This window comes from Acinetobacter sp. ANC_7634 (assembly GCF_056779875.1).
Map to the genome: position 1 here is coordinate 199,975 of NZ_JBWYIT010000001.1, position 18,798 is coordinate 218,772.

An 18,798-nucleotide genomic window follows, 5' to 3' on the forward strand; every position below is an offset into this window, starting at 1 on the left:
AGAACTCGATATACATCAGGTTAAACCACCTGAAACTGTAAACGAGCGAGATCTTGAATATCTTTCAGTAACTTGCGTTTGGTGAAGATCATGCTCCATGAACTTCCACCTGACTGACGCCATAAATGCGCCATCTGTAAACCTGTAAACAATGAAGCACGAATACGATTGGTGTGCGAAGAATCCTTAAAAGCTTCTGCATTGCCTTTCACCATAATGCGAGGATTAATCTGTCCTGCAGTTTCGACATAGGTTTGAGCAAGGTTTGCAAGAATACTTGGATGTAGATAATTATGATCAAAAAAGGAGAGTTGTTTTAGTATTTTTTCTTGTGATTTTTCAATAATTTCAACGAATTTTGGGTTGCTATATACTTTCTTTTCTAAATGTAATAATGCCATCGCATAGGACATTGGAAGTTTTGCATTGGCAAATTTCGGTATTCTTGATTTTGGTGCAGTATTGAATGGTTGGGTGATGCTACTTTCTAATGTTTTTAATCCCAGAGAAATATCTGCAAGCTGGTTAAAAAAATCTAAGGTTTGACAATTCTTATTGGAAGTAGGGCGAATATTTAAACTCGCCTTAATTAATTGTTCTAAATAGAAGTTACCGTTTTCGCCAATATTTTGTCGACCTGCAATGGCTGTCATATGTGTCAGCTGAGTCGATTGAAATACTGCTGCCAAAGCCAAAGCTCTGTTTTGACGATCATTCAGAGTCTGAAGCTGCTGGAACGGTAACTCTGTCATGTCTGAAAATTCCTTTAAATAAAATCAGGTTTAGGCGCATTAGTATGATGAATCACACCGCCACCTAAACAAACTTCATCCGCGTAAAACACAACGCTTTGTCCTGGTGTAACAGCACGTTGAGGTTCATCAAATTCTACACGTACACCTTGCGGTGCATTTGGGTCATTAAATAAGACACATGCTTGATCAGGTTGTCGATAGCGAGTTTTCGCTGTGCAACGGAAACCATTTTCTGGAATCTCTTGCTCACCTGCAACCCAATCAATCGCTTCAGACCATAACATGGTACTTTGCATGAGGGGATGCTCATGACCTTGGCCAACAACTAAACGATTGCCTTCGATATCTTTGTGTAATACGAACCAAGCACCTTCTTCAGCGCCTTTCATTCCACCGATACCAATACCACCACGTTGACCGAGCGTATAGTACATTAAGCCGTGATGATCACCAACCTCTTTACCATCTTCAAGTACAATTTTACCCGGTTGAGCAGGTAAATATTGCTTCAAGAAGTCATTAAATCGGCGTTCACCAATAAAACAGATACCTGTAGAGTCTTTTTTCTTCGCTGTTGCAAGACCTAAATCTTCAGCAATTTTACGAACTTGAGGCTTTTCAATTTCACCGACAGGGAACAAGGTCTTGTTAATTTCACGACCATGAACGGCATGTAGGAAATAAGTTTGGTCTTTGTTGTTATCCACGCCACGGAGTAAAGGCGCATATTGCTCACCTTTAGAGTTGGTCATGGTTTCACCGCGACGAGCATAGTGTCCTGTTGCGATGAAGTCAGCACCTAATTTCATGGCATGATCGAGAAATGCACGGAACTTAATTTCTTTATTACATAAAATATCTGGGTTTGGGGTGCGTCCCGCAGCATATTCAGCCAAGAAGTGCTCAAATACACGATCCCAATATTCCATTGCGAAGTTGGCTGTATGTAATTTGATGCCGATACGATCACAGACGGCTTGCGCATCTGCAAGATCATCCATAGCCGTGCAGTATTCTGTGCCGTCATCTTCTTCCCAGTTTTTCATGAAAAGACCTTCAACTTGATATCCTTGTTGAAGTAATAAAGCCGCAGAGACAGATGAGTCTACACCACCTGACATACCGACGATGACACGTTGTTGCATAGGATTAGGCATCCAAATTTGAAATTAAGGGAGAGTTTTGGTGCTCATAAACGAGCGATAAAGGAAATTTTTGTCCTGATTGGGCATCTTGAATGGCTTTGATGACCAATGGGCTACGCGCGCGTGCCGTTTCTAACAGCTCATCTAGGCTCATCCAAACTGCACCTACGATACCTGTATCTAATGTTGCATTGGCAAAATACTGTGTTGATTTTGCTAAAAAACAGAAGCGGTAATAGGTACGATCTGGAAACATAGGTGGGGTATAGGTGTATATACCCAATAAATCTGTGACTTCAACTTGGTGACCTGTTTCTTCCATGGTTTCACGAACCGCGGCTTGAATAAGGGTTTCACCAGCTTCTACATGACCTGCAGGTTGATTAAAAACGGTGTGCATGACACCTTCCGTTTGTTCTTCTACAAACAGATATTTACCATCTTTTTCAACCACTGTTGCAACAGTGACGTGAGCAGTCCAAGCGGTCATAAAAAAGCACCAGATGAAGGGAAGGCATATTGTATAAAATTTTGAGGTGTGTGGCTATGATGGGAGGGTATTTCTTTGAAGTGACATGATTTTTGAGCTTGGGTAATAATTTTTTGTGAAGCAATCATTCGATCATGAGGGGAGAATAAAAAAAAACCAATCAGGTAACCTCGGCTAATTAGTTGGAAATAAAATTATGAATTAAGATAAATATAAATTTATAATTAAATGAACTTTTGAGTTAAGAAATAAAATGATAAGAGAAGATTTAAAAAAATATCCTAAAGCAATCTGCATACATTTTTATAAAAACCGCATAAGTTTGATGGCAGAGAATGGTGTAGTCAAAGCTACTGAAATTCCTAAATTGCCATATGATCACCCAAGAATGATTTTGGCAGATTTTGAAAGTGCTACGACCACATTAAAAGCTATAATGAGGCATTGTTCTAATGGTATATCTTTTTTCAATTTCACAACTCCTATCACATTTGTTCAAATCATGGAGCCGATACAAGGTGGTTTAACTCAGATTGAAATACGAGTTTTTAAAGAATTATTTTTTAATGTTGGTCTAAAACAATTAAAACTATATGACCTTGATGGAAATTCTATTGAGTAAGCATTTAAAAGTGTCTTTTAGAATAAAGATGTTATAGAAAATGCACATTTATAGGTAATGTCGATTGTTCAAAACAATTCAGTACTCTGAAAGGCAAACATCTTTCACCTAACAGTCAAATCCTGTTTTAGCTCTATAAAAAGTCCTAGGAAAAATGAGTAAAATTTATCAAAAGACTTTGCATATATTTAAGTGTTTGTATTTAAAGATAAAGCCTATCTACCGAAGTGTTGACAAAACACACATCTCAAACTTAAATTGTATTTTGATGTTGAGTTAAATTGTGATGAAATGCCATCCAAACAATAGAACGTATGACATCAGATGTTCAATGCTTCACTCCTCCGTTTTCCATTGTGGTCAGTTATTCCACTACTGGTCATTTATGTTGCTTTAGCCTTTAGCGCATTCAATTTAGATCAGGTTCAGCAAAATGCAATTTTGACTATAGGTGTATTTTTAACAGCAACATGGCTGTGGATCTGCACCAAACTTGAAGAAACTTATATTGCACTTTTAGCTGTGTTTGCCCTGATCTTAACTGGCAACTTAAACGAAGAACATCTATACCAAGCTTGGGGACAAGATCTGATTTGGTTACTCATTGCAGCATTTGTTATTGCGGCAGGTGTGGTCAAAACAGGGCTAGCAACGTATTGTGCATCACAACTTTTAAAATATGCCCATAACACCCGAACGCTATGTTATCTGCTGACAATTTTCATCGTACTGTCGGCATTTATTATTCCGTCTACCTCAGGTCGTGCGGCAATTATTTTACCTATATTTCTAGGTTTGGCTGAAATACTGAAACATCAAACACATATTCTTAAAGCATTGGCATTGCTCTGTCCGTCGATCATTTTGTTGAGTGCAATTGGCTCTTACTTAGGTGCTGGGGCACATTTAATTACCAATCAGATTTTAGTTGAGCAGGGGTATCCTGCATTTAGTTTACTCAGTTGGCTATGGTTAGGTTTTCCTTTCGCATTGGTCTCATCATTGGCATGTAACGAGCTTATCTTAGGTTTATTTACCAGTAAAAATGAAAGATCGATGCCATTAAACTTAAGTCATTTGAATGTGTTAAATGAACAGGCTGTAGGTTCAGAACAAAAATTATCTGCACTACAAAAACGTATCATCTGTATTTTAGTTTTGATTTTGGGCTTATGGTTGACTGAGCCATTGCATCATATATCTGCCACCATGGTTGCCATATTCGGTGCTTTATTAATGGTTACACCAAGTGTGGGGTGTATTAAGTTCTCTCAAGCTGTGAAAACAATACCTTGGGCATTACTCATGTTTATGGCTGCAACTTTAGCAATGGGGGCAGCATTAATCGAGAGTGGAGCAATTCAATTATTAACTCATTCCATTTTTTCAAAGTTTGATATACAGCCCCCGAGTGCATCGATCATTTTCATTGCATTAATGATCATTATTTCTTTATTGTCACATTTATTTATTCAGTCACGTTCAGCACGTTCAGTTGTGCTTATCCCGATTGCGATTTCTCTTGCACCCCAATTTCAAGTTTCACCTGTGGCAATGGCATTTATCTCAACAGCCGCTGCAGGATTTTGTCATTCACTCACATCATCAGCAAAACCAATTGCGATTTTTCATCAAACTGAAACACAGACGATGTTTAATGCGCACGATTTACTTAAATTAAGTTTTTATTTAGCACCCATCATGTTGGTGCTGCTTATTATTTTTTCGTTCATCGTCTGGCCGATGTTAGGTATGCCGTTATTACTATAGTTCAAAAGTTTGATTTCTTATGTGTGCTGAAATTTTGGAAAATATACTCATTTTACCAAGTGGTTTTAAGGAATCATTAACTGCAACTCAAGTTGCTCAAGCTATAAAAGTTGGAATATCTAAAGCTTTACCTCATGCTTCAATTCGTGCAATTCCAATTCCAGATGGTGGGGAACATACTGCGCATATATTGGCACATAACACCAATGGCAAAATCATATCTAAAACAGTGACAGGACCATTGGGGCAGCCCATTCATGCCCATTTTGCAATGTTGGGCGGCTCCTATGCTCATGTAGCAGTCATTGAAGTTGCAGCAGCTGCAGGCCTAAAATTAATTCCCTTTGATCAGCGTAATCCGATGCAGACCACCAGTTATGGGGTAGGTGAATTGATCATGTGCGCGATCAATGAGGGCGCAACTAAGATTATCCTGGGTTGTGGCGATTCTGGTATTAGTGATGGTGGTATTGGTGCTCTACAAGCGCTAGGTGTGAAAGTTACAGATCATTTGCATCGTGAGATTCCCTATGGCGGTCAGTACTTACAAAACGTGAATCAAATTGATTATTCAGGTTTAGTTGCTCAATTACGTTATCACCAAATTGACATTATATTGGCGTTAAATCCATTTAATATTTTATGTGGCCCACAGGGGGTTGCACCTGTATTTGCACCACAAAAAGGGGCATCTGAACAACAGGTGCAACAATTATCTGAAGGTTTTGAACATTGGGCTTTGAGGCTAAAAAATAATCATATCAACCCTATCTCAAATTTTGATTTTGCTTATGGAATGGGGACAGGTGCATCGGGTGGTTTAGGTGCTGGTCTTGCTGCTATTGGTGCAAAACTTTGTCCTCGATTTGATGTGTTATTAGGCAAAGACTTAGTCGGCTATGATTTAGATCATGAAATCAGGCGTGCAGATTTAATTATTACGGCTGAAGGTGCGATTGATTGCCAAACGCTTCGGGGAAAAGTGCCTGCTGAGATTGCAGCACGAGCAGCAAAATTTAATAAACCTGTGATTGCGTTAGCAGGTAAGCTTGCACACGATGCCGAATGCGTTTATGACATTGGGATTCATGCAATTAGCTCAATTATGTCTAGCCCTATGTCTTTGCAAGAGGCGATTGAAAACAGTGAAACACTTGTGATTCAAGCCAGTGAACGACTTATGAAAAGCGTGGTACTAGGACTAAAAATAGCGCAAGTCCAAAAAATGGCGGTTTAATTTAGCGAAGCAACCTAATTAACTCTATTTTACATTAAGAACAATTTGTTTGGATGTAATGCAGACCTATATCGTAAAACACATTTTAATTTTGAATGTAAATATGATCTTACATCATCACTAGCAGAAGTTAAAACAAAAACTTCTGCTGTATAACGATCTTCTTTACTGTTCATTCTGCGAATAGTTCGCTGCAACCTTCACATAATTCTGCGCTGAATACGGCAGAAACGCTTTTTCTTTATCATTCAGTGGACGCACTTTTTTGACAGGACTGCCCATATATAAATAGCCACTTTCCAAAACTTTATTTGGCGGAACAAGCGAACCCGCACCGATCATCACATCATCTTCAACAATCACATCATCTAAAATAATCGTACCAATCCCGACTAAAACACGATTACCAATGGTACAACCGTGTAATTTCACATGATGACCCACGGTGACGTCCTCACCAATAATGAGCGGTGAGCCTTCAGGTTTATCTGCTTTCTTATGACTAACATGCAACATGGAATGATCTTGGATATTGGAATTTTTACCAATCCGAATAAAATTAACATCACCGCGGATCACAGCATAAGGCCAGACTGAAACATTCTCAGCCAAGACCACATCACCAATCACTAACGCAGTTGGATCAATATAATTTGTTGTATCAAATTTTGGGTAAGTCTCTAAGTATTTGCGGATACTTTCAGTCATAAAAAATTGCCTGTTTTTATTCATTATAAACAAAAAGCACCCAAAAGAATTTGAGTGCCTTTATATCTTTAGTCAAGCTGCGAATTAAAATAAATTACTAAAGAACTGTTTGATATGATCAATCATACGCGAGAAGAAACCAGCTTCTTCAACAGCTTGCAAAGCAACAAGCGGCTTCTCCGCAATAACTTTGCCGTCAAGTGTCGCTGTTAATTTACCTACAACTTGCCCTTGTTGAAGAGGGGCATTTAAGTTCGGTTGAACCGCGATTTGAGTCTGAATGGCATTTGCTTGACCTTTTGGCATAGTCACGTTGAAGTTCTCAGCAAGCCCTACACTCACTTGATTAGATTGACCAAACCAAACTTTAGAAGTGGTCAACTCTTTGTGAGCGGGTTGAACACTGACAGTTTCAAAGTTTGCATAACCCCAAGATAACAAATCACGTGTTTGTGTTGCACGTGCTTGCATTGATGGAGCACCAAAAATCACTGAAATTAAACGCATTGGGCCACGTTTAGCTGAAGTCGTTAAACAATAACCAGCTTCAGAAGTATGACCTGTTTTAAGACCATCTACACTCGGATCTGTATATAGCAACGCGTTACGGTTACCTTGCTTGATCCCATTAAAAGTAAACTCTTTTTCAGAGTAAATAGGATAATACTTTGAACTGTCATGAATGATGTGCTTCGCAAGGGTAGCCATATCTTTCGCTGTAGAATAATGACCTTCAGCAGGCATACCTGTTGAGTTCATAAAGTTCGTGTTGGTCATGCCAATACGCTTTGCTTCTTGGTTCATGCTGTGTACAAATGTACCTTCATTACCAGAAATATGCTCAGCCATCGCCTTAGATGCGTCATTACCAGATTGAATGATAATCCCGCGTAACATTTCCAATACGGTTGCTGTGCCGTTGAGAGGTACATACATACAAGATTCTGTACTACTACCACGACACCAAGCAGACTCGTTCATACGAACTTTTTCATCTTCCGTGAGTTCACCGTTCAACAACTTTTGTTCAATAATGAAACTGGTCATCATTTTGGTCATTGAAGCAGGCGCAAGTTTTTCATTTTCATTTTTACTTGCGAGAATTTGACCTGTTTCATAATCCATCAAAACGTAAGACTTGTTATTGAGTTCTGGTGGTGAAGATAAAACAGTTGCTGCATAAGTAAATGAAGGTAATAGTAATAATGCAGCAATGGCGCTTTTTCGGGTCATTCTATGTAGTTCCAATCTTGTATGAACGCAAAAATCAGCTTTGCATTCTAGGACAAAGCAAAGCCGACTTCTAGCAGTGGAGTCGGCTTATTTCAATCGAATTGTAACTATTTCGTGCTCTATTTAACTGAAGACTGATATTTTTTTATATCCTCGCACACTTGTTGATTTGCTTTATCTCCAGCGTTTTTCGCATCTTGTCTCGCTTGAGCTAATGCTTGCTGATAATCCTGTTGTTTAATTAGATTGTTCAGCGTGGTTTGAGGTGAATTTTCGTTAGGTAAATAGTCTTTTAATAGCTTTTGATAGCCTGCTTTAAACGCCGCATCTTCTTCCACTAAACTTGGGCATGATTCTGAAAAGACATAGATTGCAGCGAGTTCATCTTTAGTCACTTTTTGTTGAGTAACTTCGATATTTTCTTTTAAGTCTTGAGCATTGGCGAAAGTGAAACTTGAAAATAACATTGAGCTGCTGATAAATGCGGTTGAAATCAATTGTAAAAAACGGTTTTGCATAAATGACTCAAAAATTAGTAAGTTAGTTATAAGAATAGAATAATCTTTTTTCGTGTTTAAAAAATAGAGAAAGTGTATTAATGCTGTTGGAACTCAGAAAGTAAAGAAGAAAAGTTCAGGTATGAACAGGGGGATGACTACATGCTGAGTTTTCAAGATTAAAGGGTAAGCAGATTTTCAAGATTAAAGGCGTTTAAAACCTCAACATGTATGCGTGTGCTCATTGTTGTGTTGGGGGATTTTGATTAGGCTATCGAACAGATGGGATTACATGAATTGAGTGAATTGTTTTGAATATTTTGATTGCCAACGATGACGGTGTGTTCGCACCAGGAATACAAGCATTAGCACAAGCATTAAAACCTTTGGGTCGAGTAGTCGTGGTTGCTCCAGAAAGTGAGCGGAGTGGTTTTTCAAGTGCATTAACGCTTGATCGTCCATTGCGACCCGTGCAAATTTCAGAAGATGTATGGGCAATTAATGGCACACCAGCGGACTGTGTTTATCTGTCCATGAATGGTCTATTTGATTTTGAATTTGATCTAGTCGTAAGCGGGATTAACAGTGGTGCGAATTTAGGTGATGATGTGTTGTATTCGGGTACAGTTGGGGCCGCGTTTGAAGGCCGACTCATGAAACAACCTGCAATCGCAGTTTCATTGGCTGGTCCAAATGTTCGTTCGTATCAAGATGATCAAGATTATGCACAAGCTGCAAATTGGGTATATGAGTTTATTAAAAATGGTTTGCCTGAGTTACCACCGCGTCATATTTTCAATATTAATATTCCGGATACGGCTGAAATAAAAGGGACATTAGTGACTTATCAAGGAAGAAGAAAACAAACGAAACCGATTACCACACAAGTGGACCCGAGAGGCCGTCAAGTTGTTTGGATTGGTTTGGCTGGAGAGGCCGTAACAGATCCCGAAAAAAGCCAACTGGGTTATCAGTCAGACTTTTATGCCATTGCAAATGGATATGTCAGTGTGACACCGATCCAAATGGATGCTACCAATTATCAGGTGTTGGCTTCACTTGAATCTCAACTAGGGCTTTAATTGAACGACCACAGGTAGGATGTGTTATAACTTTGTGAAAAATATATTTGAAACGGTGAATTTAGCATTAATTTTGCTACTCTTAAGCCGAATTCAGTCTTTTTAATCTTTTGTCAGAGAGGGAAATCATGCTTTTGGCCAGACCCAAAACAGTTTTGAAGTTGTCTAAACCATCTATTCACTCAGCATTGATCGCGGTTGCTGTCGCTTCTTTTCTTGGTTTGTCGGGCTGTGCATCGAAACCCCAAATCCACAATTCTGCTCGTTATGCGGTTGCTCCTGACTTCTATACAGTTCGTTCTGGCGACACTTTAAGTAAAATTGCGGCACGTTATGGATTGAGCTATTTGAGCATTGCGGAGATGAATGATATTGCACCGCCTTATCGCATCTATGTAAATCAATCTTTAAGATTAAAACCCTCTGGCAATCGACAAGTGACACGTTCGACCACGCGTCCTTTGACAGCGACTGAAACTCAGATTCAACGTCAAACCATTCAGTTACCAACAAAACCAGCTGTGGTTACGCCACCACCACAAACCACACCAGTACCAGCGGTAACTGCTGCAGTACCGACGACTTCGACTAAAGCAACTTCATTACGCTGGGTGAAACCATCGAATGGTCCAGTCATTGAAAACTTCAATGTGGCAAGTAATGTCAAGGGATTACGTTTTGGTGGCAATGTTGGTGATCCAATTTTTGCAGCAGCTGATGGTCAAGTGGTTTACGCAGCTGATGGTTTAAAAGAATATGGTAATTTGGTGCTCATTAAACATATTGATGGTTATATCACTGCGTATGCGCACAATAACCGGATGTTAGTGAAGAGTGGGCAAAACGTAAGTGCGGGGCAACAAATTGCAGAAATGGGCTCGAGTGGTGCAACCCGTACGATGCTTGAGTTTCAAGTTCGTTTAGATGGTAAGCCAATCAATCCAGCAAATATTTTGCCAATCAACTGAAGATATTTAGTGCAATTTAACAATTTCTTCGTATAATACAATGAGTTGCTTTTGTTAATTTTTGTTAATTAGAGAAGCATCTCATAATTTCAGAGGGAAATTTATGTTAGATCAACTTCGCTCGATGGGCGTATTTGCATGTGTTGTTGAAAAAAGCTCTTTCAGTGGTGCTGCTCGAGATTTAGGCATTACGACGAGTGCGGTTAGTCAGCAAATTCGTTCACTAGAACAAGAAATGGAAGTAACACTTCTGCACCGTTCCACAAGAAAACTAAGTTTAACGGAAGCAGGGCAGGCCTTTTTTCATAGCTGTCAAGAAATGCTCGCTGCAGCAGAGCGCGGTAAAATTCGAATTAATGAGTTACGAGACGATTTAGTTGGTGATTTACGTATTGCAACAACGCCAGAACTCGGTGCAACCCATGTAGTTCCTGCGTTGTCGCATTGGATTTCGGCACATCGTGGTTTAACCGTTCACTTTGAAGTTGAAAATCAATTTGTCGATTTGATTCAAGAAAGAATCGATATTGCAGTGAGAATGTGTTCTCGCGTGGATGAGTCTAATCACTTATCTTGTCTGCCGCTTGCACGTGTGGATCAAGTCTTGGTGGCTTCACCAAGTTATTTGAATCAAAATGCAGTTATTTCAAGACCTGAAGATTTAGCACAGCATGATTTGATTCCAGTAAATATTGTAAAAAATCAGCAAATGATGACATTTGAACACAGTACATCGCGTGAATTGGTGAATGTGTCCATGGAAAATCGTTTACAGACAAACAATGTTTATGTCGCTAAATCATTGTGCCAAAATGGTCACGGCATTGCGCGATTATTATATCTGGATGTGCAAAAAGAATTAATGAATGGCACATTGGTTGAAGTTTTACCTGAATGGAAGTTACCTGCATACACTTTGAATGCAATGACATTAAAACGTGAACAACAACCAATGAAAATTCATCGCTGCCTAGATGCTTTAAAACAATATTTCAGCCAGTTGCCTGGTGGTCGAGTATTCCAAGAAGCATCTTAAGTGTTCTTCTTAATAAAAAAGCCGCAATATGCGGCTTTTTTATTGATCTTGGCTTAAGCCAAGAAGTTTTTAATCGCTGGAACTAAGCGTTTTAATAAATCATCAGCTTGTTCTTGATTCATATTCAACGCTGGCAACAAACGAACGACATTACCTGCGGTGACATTAATAATTAGATTGTGCTCTATGCGTGCAATATCCACCAACTCTGCGCATGGTTTTGGTAATTCAATACCAATCATCATACCAAAGCCGCGAACAATAACGTTTTGATCTGCAAGTTGTGTACGGAATTGATCAACTAAGTATTGGCCAATTGTTGCTGCATTTTCAACAATATTTTCTTTTTGCATCAAATCGATAATCGTGTAGACAATGCGCGAACCTAATGCAGTACCACTATAAGTTGATCCGTGGTTACCTGCAGTAAGAATACCTACACCTTTACCTTGAGTCATCACTGCACCAATTGGGAAACCATTACCCAAGCCTTTAGCTGTCGTCATGACATCAGGAATAATATTGGTATGTTGATACGCGAAATATTTTCCTGTACGACCGTTACCTGTTTGAACTTCATCTAGCATCATCAACCAATTATGTTGATTACAGATTTGACGAATTTCTTCAAGATAACTAAAACCTTGAGGGGCAGTATTTACACCGCCTTCACCTTGGATCGGTTCAACGAGAATCGCGACGATATCTGGATGGTTGATTGCTGCTTCTTCAATTGCCTCAATGTCGCCAAAAGGTACTCGGATAAAACCTTCAACGAGCGGGCCAAAACCTTCTTGTACTTTTTTATTGCCTGTCGCAGAAAGTGTTGCCATTGTACGACCATGGAAAGAATGATCAGCTACAATGATTTTCGGAAGAGCAATACCTTGCATATGACCATATTTACGCGCAATTTTAATTGCACCTTCATTTGATTCAGCACCACTATTCGAGAAGAAAATTTCTTCCATACCAGATACTTCAGCTAACTTTTGCGCAGCTGCAGTCTGCCAAGGTACTTCATAAATATTACTGGTGTGAATAAGCGTCGCCGCTTGTTCTGCAATTGCTTCTGCCAAAACTGGATGTGCATGACCTAGACCACATACTGCAATGCCAGTCAGCGCATCTAAATATTCTGTACCTTCAGCTGTATAAAGATACGAACCTCGGCCACGCACAAAGCTGATCGGTTGACGGCTGAATACAGGCATCAAATGAGATGGTTGATCAGTTTGAACTGGAGCGAGGGTGATATTGTTCATGTCTAACTCGTATTTGTTAGGTGGAAAATAAAAGTTTATCTAAGCAAAATCTGCTTAAGATTAAAAGCCTAATTGCAAATTAAACTGGAAAAATTTAGCAATCCATACTCTTTACGGCGGTTTTAGGTATAATGCAGGCAGAATAGTTGAGGATTTAATCAATGACTGAACAAGTGCGTGATACAGAAGCGTTAATTCGTGATCAAATTGCAAAACATGCAGTTCTTCTTTATATGAAAGGCACACCACAGTTCCCACAATGTGGTTTCTCTGCACGTGCAGTTGAAGCATTGAGCCAAATTGGTCGCCCATTTGCTTATGTAAATATTCTTGAAAACCAAGACATTCGTGCGACTTTGCCACAAATTGCAAACTGGCCAACATTCCCACAATTATGGATCAATGGTGAGTTGATCGGTGGTAGTGATATTATGCTAGAAATGTTCCAAACAGGCGAATTAAAAACGCTCGTGGAGCAATATAGCCCAGCGCCTGAAGCTTAATTTAAGCGCAATAACAAAAGCACCGATGGGTGCTTTTGTTATTTTGAAAACTTCAAATTAGTTTGAAGTCTCATCAGCGAGTTGAGAAGGTTGTTCTTCAGCATTGATCGCTTTATCTTTTTTAGCTTTGTCTTTTTTCTTCTTTTTTTTCTTTTTCTTTGGCTCTTCTTCAATTTCAGCGCCATCTTCAATGGCTTGCCAATATTCTAGCTGCTCCATGACAGCAGCGTAAATTGATCCTTTGGTATAGCGACCTTTTTTATTTAATTCTCCGACAGGACGCGCCATGAGAATCTCAAGTGCTTGATCAATTGTGTTGATGGCATGAATATGGAATTGACCGGCCTCGACAGCATCAATTACATCTTGACGTAACATTAGATGCTGCATGTTTTGACGTGGAATAATGACACCTTGTTTGCCTGTTAAACCTTGAAGTTTACATGCATCAAAGAAACCTTCGATTTTGGCATTGACGCCACCAATCGGTTGTACTTGACCCAGTTGATTCATTGAACCTGTAATCGCCCATGACTGATCAATCGGCAGTTGGCTGATCGCAGAAATTAAAGCGGAGAGTTCTGCAACGGTTGCACTATCACCATCGACTTGACCATAACTTTGTTCAAAAGCCAAAGCGGCAGAGAAGTGCAAGGTTTGTTCACGTCCGAAATGTGCCTTTAAGAAAGACGACATTAATAGTACACCTTTAGCATGAAGTGAACCGCCTAACTCCACGCTACGTTCGATATCTAAAATATCGCCGCCACCCTGATACACTGAAGCAGTCAAGCGTGATGGTAGGCCAAATTCGACATCGGCGTAGTGAATCACGGACAAAGCATTTATCTGACCGAGTCGATGACCACGCGTTTCGATAAGCTGTGTACCACGAGATAAATCTTGCCAGTACAACTCTCGTAAATAACCTAGACGATATTGGCGGTGTTTGAGCGCAGTGCCGATATGTTCTGCTGTCACCATAGTTGCATTAGATTTGGATGCATGGTGATGAGATTCATGAATCAGATCACCTAAAGTTAAGGCATGTAGTGACAACGAACTCTGATCCTCTGCTTGACGACTTGAGTCGGTCAGTAAAGCAGCCAAGGCAGAACGATCAAATGGAAGTAGTTTAGAGGATTGAACATAGTCTGCAATCAAATGCATATAAGCTTGTTCATTTTCGTCATTACGTTGTAATGTGTCAGTAAAATCAGCTCTGATTTTAAAGATACTTCCTAACTCAGGCTCCACCTCCAGAATCTCATAATAGATTTCTGGTTCAGCCATTAAAATGACTTTCAATTGTAATGGAATCGATGCTGGCTCAATTGAAATGCTGCCCGTCAGCGTTAGCATGTGCTCTAGAGATGAGAGTTTAATTTGACCAGACTTAATCGCTCGTTTGAGTCCTTGCCATGCATAAGGTTGTTCTAAAAGCTGCTCAGCCTCAAGCATTAAAAAACCACCATTGGCACGATGCAGTGCACCAGGTCGTATTAAAGTGAAATCAGTGCTGATAGTGCCATTTTGCGTTAATTGTTCAACATGGCCAAGTAAGTTGTAATGTGTGGGGAAATCTTCAAAGATGACTGGTGCCCCAGAATTTGGCTTGTGGCTAATGACTAAATTTGCTTGATAACGCGCAGGGACATGGTTAAATAATGCAGGTGAAAAATCACTTTCTTCCTGTTCTAGTACGGTTTCCACATTGTCGATAATATCTTGAGCATATAATTTTAAGTATTGTTCAAGATGTTTGATATCTGGAAATTTATTTAAAATATGTTCCATGCGAGGAATAATGACTTGTTTGGCAATGTCACGATTCAACTCAGACACCATATCACGTGCTTCATCTTCAAGATCACCAATTTGTAAACCTAAACGCTCAAGCTTTTTATCCATATAACGGATATTGGACGCAATTTCAGAACGTTCTTTGCTACTCAGTGCATTGATGTCATCTTGAGACATCTCTTGAATTTTATTGTCTTTAATATGAACAGGAATAAAGCAGTGTTCTTCATTACGACTGATCAACTTTAAATCAAGCTCTTCACCTTCTTTGGTGAGCTCAATCAAAGCTTGTTGTTGCTCATGACCTGTCGTTAAACGAATTTTTTCTATCCGATTGTGATACGTTTCAGCACTAAAACGACGTTCGAGCTGTTTGAAAATGGTTTGCCATGTTTGATGTAGCGTACTTTGAAACTTTGCGCCTTGTCCTGCAGGAAAGTTAAGCGCAATTGGGTTGCGTGCATTTTTGAAGTTGTATACATAAACCCAATCATCCGGTGTAGGCATATCTTTGGCATGTTGTTGGAGTAAGCGCTTGATCATGGTGCGTTTACCCAACCCTGCCGTACCCACAGCAAAGATGTTATAACCTGAGTATGGAAGGGCAATGCCTGCTTCTACAGATGCTTTAGCACGATCTTGTCCTAAAAAATTATTAAGAGGCTTGATACGTTTTGTAGACGCAGGAATATTGTCATAATTTGGAATATGCGTCAGTTGTTCTGGTTTGAGTGCTGTTGCATTCAAGGTGTTTTGCGTGGCTTCAAGTTCAAATACGGATAGGAGCTTGTTTTGCGAGTTTTGTTCTAAGTTTGTGGATGTCGTGGTTAAAGCTACTGCGGTGGAACTAATTTGATCGTGTCTCTGGGTCACAGGTGAAATCCAAAACTATAATTTACATTTGATAGTTTAAGGTATACAGGTTTAGCCAAAAATATCAAGTTGAGATAGATCAAATTGATGAAATACTCGGTGAAGTTTGCGTAAATTATATTGAAACCAAGCGCATTACAGAGTTGAATAGCGAGAGTACTTTTCACTGAAAATAACAACGCAATGACATCACAATCTTCGTCACCAGAATCAGCTGGATGGACTTCGGCATTTAAAGCCTTTCTTGATCGACGCGCGATCATTATGCTTTTTTTGGGTTTCTCATCAGGTATCCCAATTTTTCTGATTTTTTCAACTCTATCTTTCTGGTTGAGTGAAGCCGGTATTCAGCGTAGTACCATTACCATGTTTTCATGGGCAGCCTTAGCTTATGCCTTCAAGTTCATTTGGGCACCTTTGATTGACCGATTACCATTGCCTTATTTAACAAGGCAATTGGGTAAACGACGAGGGTGGTTATTGGTTTCTCAGATTTTGGTCGCAATTGCTATTTGTTCAATGGCATTTACTGATCCGAGTATTCATGGAGGAAGTGTAGGGCCATTTTCAAGTTTAACGTTCATGGCGATATCCGCAATCTTTCTAGGATTCTCATCAGCGACACAAGATATTATCGTGGATGCTTATCGTATTGAGTTGACACAAGATACGAGTGTTCAGACGGTTATGGCTTCGACCTATAACGCAGGTTATCGAATTGCGACCATTGTAACTCAGCTCGGTGCATTACTCTTCGCTGCATCACTTGGTACAGCCATGGGTAACTATATTTATGAGGCGTGGCAGTCCACCTATTTACTCATGGCTGGATTGATGATGATTGGGATTGTGACGACTTTAGTGATTCATGAACCGGTAGTAAATCAAGAACCTCATCAATATCAAGCAAAGGATTATTTTCAGTTATTTATCGTCTTTGTGATTTCAACAGTAGTTTTCGTTTGTGGGTTTCTCCAATTTGGTGCTTGGATTTCACAGTTAAATATTGATGGTAATTTTTTGTCATTTATCGGGCAAGTTTTACGTTTCTTCGCGAGTGTGGCGTTGGCTGTGCTAGTCGTATTTGGATTAATCCGAGCAAAACTCATTGATGAAAAAATAGTCGTCGAGACATGGCTATCACCGATTTTAGATTTCTTCAAACGTTATGGTTTGAAAGTTGCGTTAGCTATTTTATTACTCATTGGTTTTTATCGAATTTCAGATATTGTAGCTGGAGTGGTTGCCAATCTTTTTTATCTTGATTTGAATTTTGATAAAGAAGAAATCGCTTGGTTTAACAAGTTTTTCGCCATTTTTTTTGTAATTTTAGGTGGCTTCCTTGGAGGCTTATTAGCTCAGCGTTATAACATTATGAAAATGATGTTGGTGGGCGCTATTGTTGCCAGCACGACCAATCTCATCTTTGTGGGGCTCGTAAAATCTGGACCAACGATGAATCAAGTCTTGGTACAAATGGGAGGTCAACAGCATCAAGTGACTCCTGATGAAGTGGGGAACTGGTCTTTAAAGCTCCCTGCATCTAATTTTGCTGAACATAATAGTATTCAAGTGTTATCCACCCCTGATGGTTATGATAAAGCCCTGAATGTTGAAATCCCGCTTCAACGCTATTCGAGTCAAGATGATTCTCAGATTTTCATCCAAGCCATTGGAGGGGATAATGTTCTCTACCAAGATGAGTTAAGCAAGGATGTCATTATTCGCGGTCAACTCTCGAACTTAAAAGCTGACAGCACACTACAAACACTGAATATTCGTATTTCAAATCAGCAAGTGATACCTGCGAAGTTGGATCAAAATAATTGGAGCGTGGTTGTCCCGGGAGACAGTCTAAAAAACCATACTAAATTTACGGTGCAAGCCGTCGTGCAGCATGCAGGTCAGGCGCATGAATTAATCCAAGATCATATTTATAAAACAGTTTCAGCGATCCAACCGAAATCACGTATGACTTTATCTGATCTTCCAGCTGTTCAAGTTGATAGTGATCAAATAGTCGAACTTAAAGGTAAAGTGGTTGTCCCTTATAGCAAGGTGTGGCTGGTGATGGGCATTGTATTTGACAATCTCGCATCAGGACTTGCTGGTGCAGTATTTATTGCATTCCTATCGAGTTTGACTAGCGTTTCATTTACAGCAATGCAATATGCAATTTTTAGTTCATTGATGTTATTGCTTCCAAAGATGATTGGTGGCTATTCAGGTACAATAGTGACAAACTTCGGTTATTCATCATTCTTCTTTATGACTTTTTTAATGGGTTTACCTATTTTGTTACTTGTTATTTGGGTGGCGAAATTGTTAAATCAGTTGAAAAGTACATCTTTCAATCAATAGGTAAATTTTATGCGAATGTTACATACCATGTTACGTGTAGGCAATTTAGAGCGTTCATTGACGTTCTATACTGAAGTACTCGGTATGACTTTGCTTCGTAAACGCGATTATGAAGAAGGTCGATTCACTTTAGCCTTTGTAGGTTATGGTGATGAAGAAAACAATACTGTTCTTGAGCTAACGCATAACTGGGATACAGACAGCTATGAGCTGGGTAATGCGTATGGTCATATTGCGATCGCAGTGGATGATGCGTATAAAGCGTGTGAAGAAATCAAAGCACGTGGTGGTAATGTTGTCCGTGAAGCTGGACCAATGAAAGGCGGTGTAACCGTAATCGCTTTTGTGGAAGATCCAGATGGTTACAAGATTGAACTTATTCAACAAGACAGTAATGCGAGAAATAATTAAGTTTCACTCGCTGATTGGTGAGTAAAATTTTAAAGATAA

17 protein-coding genes are annotated in these 18,798 nt (G+C 39.5%); 9 read left to right on the top strand and 8 right to left on the bottom strand.

All coding sequences use genetic code 11. From position 1 onward, the window contains the following. Window positions 1-20: 20 nt before the first annotated feature. Genes hflD through AC1M9A_RS00980 form a run of 3 tightly spaced genes read right to left on the bottom strand, consistent with a single transcriptional unit; the run spans window position 21 to window position 2,390 of the window. Complete coding sequence (hflD, locus tag AC1M9A_RS00970) at window positions 21-752, bottom strand: high frequency lysogenization protein HflD (RefSeq protein WP_092766084.1); 732 nt, start codon at window positions 750-752, stop codon at window positions 21-23. A 14-nt stretch (window positions 753-766) separates the two neighbouring features. Further along, window positions 767-1,900: a tRNA 2-thiouridine(34) synthase MnmA gene (gene mnmA, locus AC1M9A_RS00975; RefSeq protein WP_035265757.1), complete on the bottom strand. Its 1,134-nt coding sequence runs from the start codon at window positions 1,898-1,900 to the stop codon at window positions 767-769. 4 nt (window positions 1,901-1,904) lie between these two features. Continuing rightward, window positions 1,905-2,390 carry an NUDIX hydrolase gene (locus AC1M9A_RS00980; protein ID WP_035265740.1) on the bottom strand — a complete coding sequence of 162 codons (486 nt, stop codon included), beginning with the start codon at window positions 2,388-2,390 and terminating at the stop codon, window positions 1,905-1,907. Window positions 2,391-2,643: 253 nt separating this feature from the next. Here AC1M9A_RS00980 and AC1M9A_RS00985 point away from each other — a divergent pair, with 253 nt between their 5' ends. The 3 genes from AC1M9A_RS00985 to AC1M9A_RS00995 all read left to right on the top strand — a co-directional run bounded on the left by AC1M9A_RS00985 (window position 2,644) and on the right by AC1M9A_RS00995 (window position 6,019). Further along, window positions 2,644-3,012, top strand: a complete 369-nt coding sequence (locus tag AC1M9A_RS00985; RefSeq protein ID WP_481609429.1) for a rod shape-determining protein — start codon at window positions 2,644-2,646, stop codon at window positions 3,010-3,012. A 324-nt stretch (window positions 3,013-3,336) separates the two neighbouring features. Further along, the gene (locus AC1M9A_RS00990) at window positions 3,337-4,782 is read left to right on the top strand and encodes an SLC13 family permease (protein ID WP_481609430.1); all 1,446 of its coding nucleotides are present in this window, start codon (window positions 3,337-3,339) and stop codon (window positions 4,780-4,782) included. Window positions 4,783-4,801: 19 nt separating this feature from the next. After that, window positions 4,802-6,019: a glycerate kinase family protein gene (locus tag AC1M9A_RS00995; protein WP_481609431.1), complete on the top strand. Its 1,218-nt coding sequence runs from the start codon at window positions 4,802-4,804 to the stop codon at window positions 6,017-6,019. A gap of 165 nt (window positions 6,020-6,184) precedes the next feature. Here AC1M9A_RS00995 and AC1M9A_RS01000 read toward each other — a convergent pair whose 3' ends face one another. The 3 genes from AC1M9A_RS01000 to AC1M9A_RS01010 form a co-directional block, all read right to left on the bottom strand. Next, window positions 6,185-6,727 carry a gamma carbonic anhydrase family protein gene (locus AC1M9A_RS01000; RefSeq protein WP_481609432.1) on the bottom strand — a complete coding sequence of 181 codons (543 nt, stop codon included), beginning with the start codon at window positions 6,725-6,727 and terminating at the stop codon, window positions 6,185-6,187. Between the two features lie 84 nt (window positions 6,728-6,811). Continuing rightward, on the bottom strand, window positions 6,812-7,960 hold the full coding sequence (gene dacC, locus AC1M9A_RS01005) for a D-alanyl-D-alanine carboxypeptidase PBP5/6 (protein ID WP_035270478.1): 1,149 nt from the start codon (window positions 7,958-7,960) through the stop codon (window positions 6,812-6,814). Window positions 7,961-8,079: 119 nt separating this feature from the next. After that, window positions 8,080-8,478, bottom strand: a complete 399-nt coding sequence (locus AC1M9A_RS01010) for an MCR_0457 family protein (protein WP_092766090.1) — start codon at window positions 8,476-8,478, stop codon at window positions 8,080-8,082. A 290-nt stretch (window positions 8,479-8,768) separates the two neighbouring features. Here AC1M9A_RS01010 and surE point away from each other — a divergent pair, with 290 nt between their 5' ends. From surE to AC1M9A_RS01025, 3 genes are all read left to right on the top strand, one after another. Further along, window positions 8,769-9,539 (top strand): 5'/3'-nucleotidase SurE, encoded by a 771-nt coding sequence (gene surE / locus AC1M9A_RS01015; RefSeq protein WP_481609433.1) that lies wholly within the window; start codon window positions 8,769-8,771, stop codon window positions 9,537-9,539. Window positions 9,540-9,667: 128 nt separating this feature from the next. Then, complete coding sequence (locus AC1M9A_RS01020) at window positions 9,668-10,507, top strand: peptidoglycan DD-metalloendopeptidase family protein (RefSeq protein WP_179998373.1); 840 nt, start codon at window positions 9,668-9,670, stop codon at window positions 10,505-10,507. 103 nt (window positions 10,508-10,610) lie between these two features. Then, the gene (locus AC1M9A_RS01025; RefSeq protein ID WP_179998372.1) at window positions 10,611-11,543 is read left to right on the top strand and encodes a LysR family transcriptional regulator; all 933 of its coding nucleotides are present in this window, start codon (window positions 10,611-10,613) and stop codon (window positions 11,541-11,543) included. Window positions 11,544-11,596: 53 nt separating this feature from the next. Here AC1M9A_RS01025 and AC1M9A_RS01030 read toward each other — a convergent pair whose 3' ends face one another. After that, a complete protein-coding gene (locus AC1M9A_RS01030; protein WP_092766093.1) occupies window positions 11,597-12,808 on the bottom strand; it encodes an aspartate aminotransferase family protein in 1,212 nt (403 codons plus the stop codon). A 161-nt stretch (window positions 12,809-12,969) separates the two neighbouring features. Here AC1M9A_RS01030 and grxD point away from each other — a divergent pair, with 161 nt between their 5' ends. Continuing rightward, complete coding sequence (gene grxD / locus AC1M9A_RS01035; protein ID WP_092766094.1) at window positions 12,970-13,311, top strand: Grx4 family monothiol glutaredoxin; 342 nt, start codon at window positions 12,970-12,972, stop codon at window positions 13,309-13,311. 57 nt (window positions 13,312-13,368) lie between these two features. Here grxD and AC1M9A_RS01040 read toward each other — a convergent pair whose 3' ends face one another. Next, the gene (locus AC1M9A_RS01040; RefSeq protein ID WP_481609434.1) at window positions 13,369-15,987 is read right to left on the bottom strand and encodes a Lon protease family protein; all 2,619 of its coding nucleotides are present in this window, start codon (window positions 15,985-15,987) and stop codon (window positions 13,369-13,371) included. A 183-nt stretch (window positions 15,988-16,170) separates the two neighbouring features. Between AC1M9A_RS01040 and AC1M9A_RS01045 the strand changes: the two genes are divergently transcribed. Then, window positions 16,171-18,348: an AmpG family muropeptide MFS transporter gene (locus AC1M9A_RS01045; protein WP_481609435.1), complete on the top strand. Its 2,178-nt coding sequence runs from the start codon at window positions 16,171-16,173 to the stop codon at window positions 18,346-18,348. Window positions 18,349-18,357: 9 nt separating this feature from the next. Continuing rightward, entirely contained in the window at window positions 18,358-18,759 is a 402-nt protein-coding gene (gene gloA, locus AC1M9A_RS01050) for a lactoylglutathione lyase (protein WP_180027566.1), read from the top strand. Window positions 18,760-18,798: the final 39 nt, after the last annotated feature.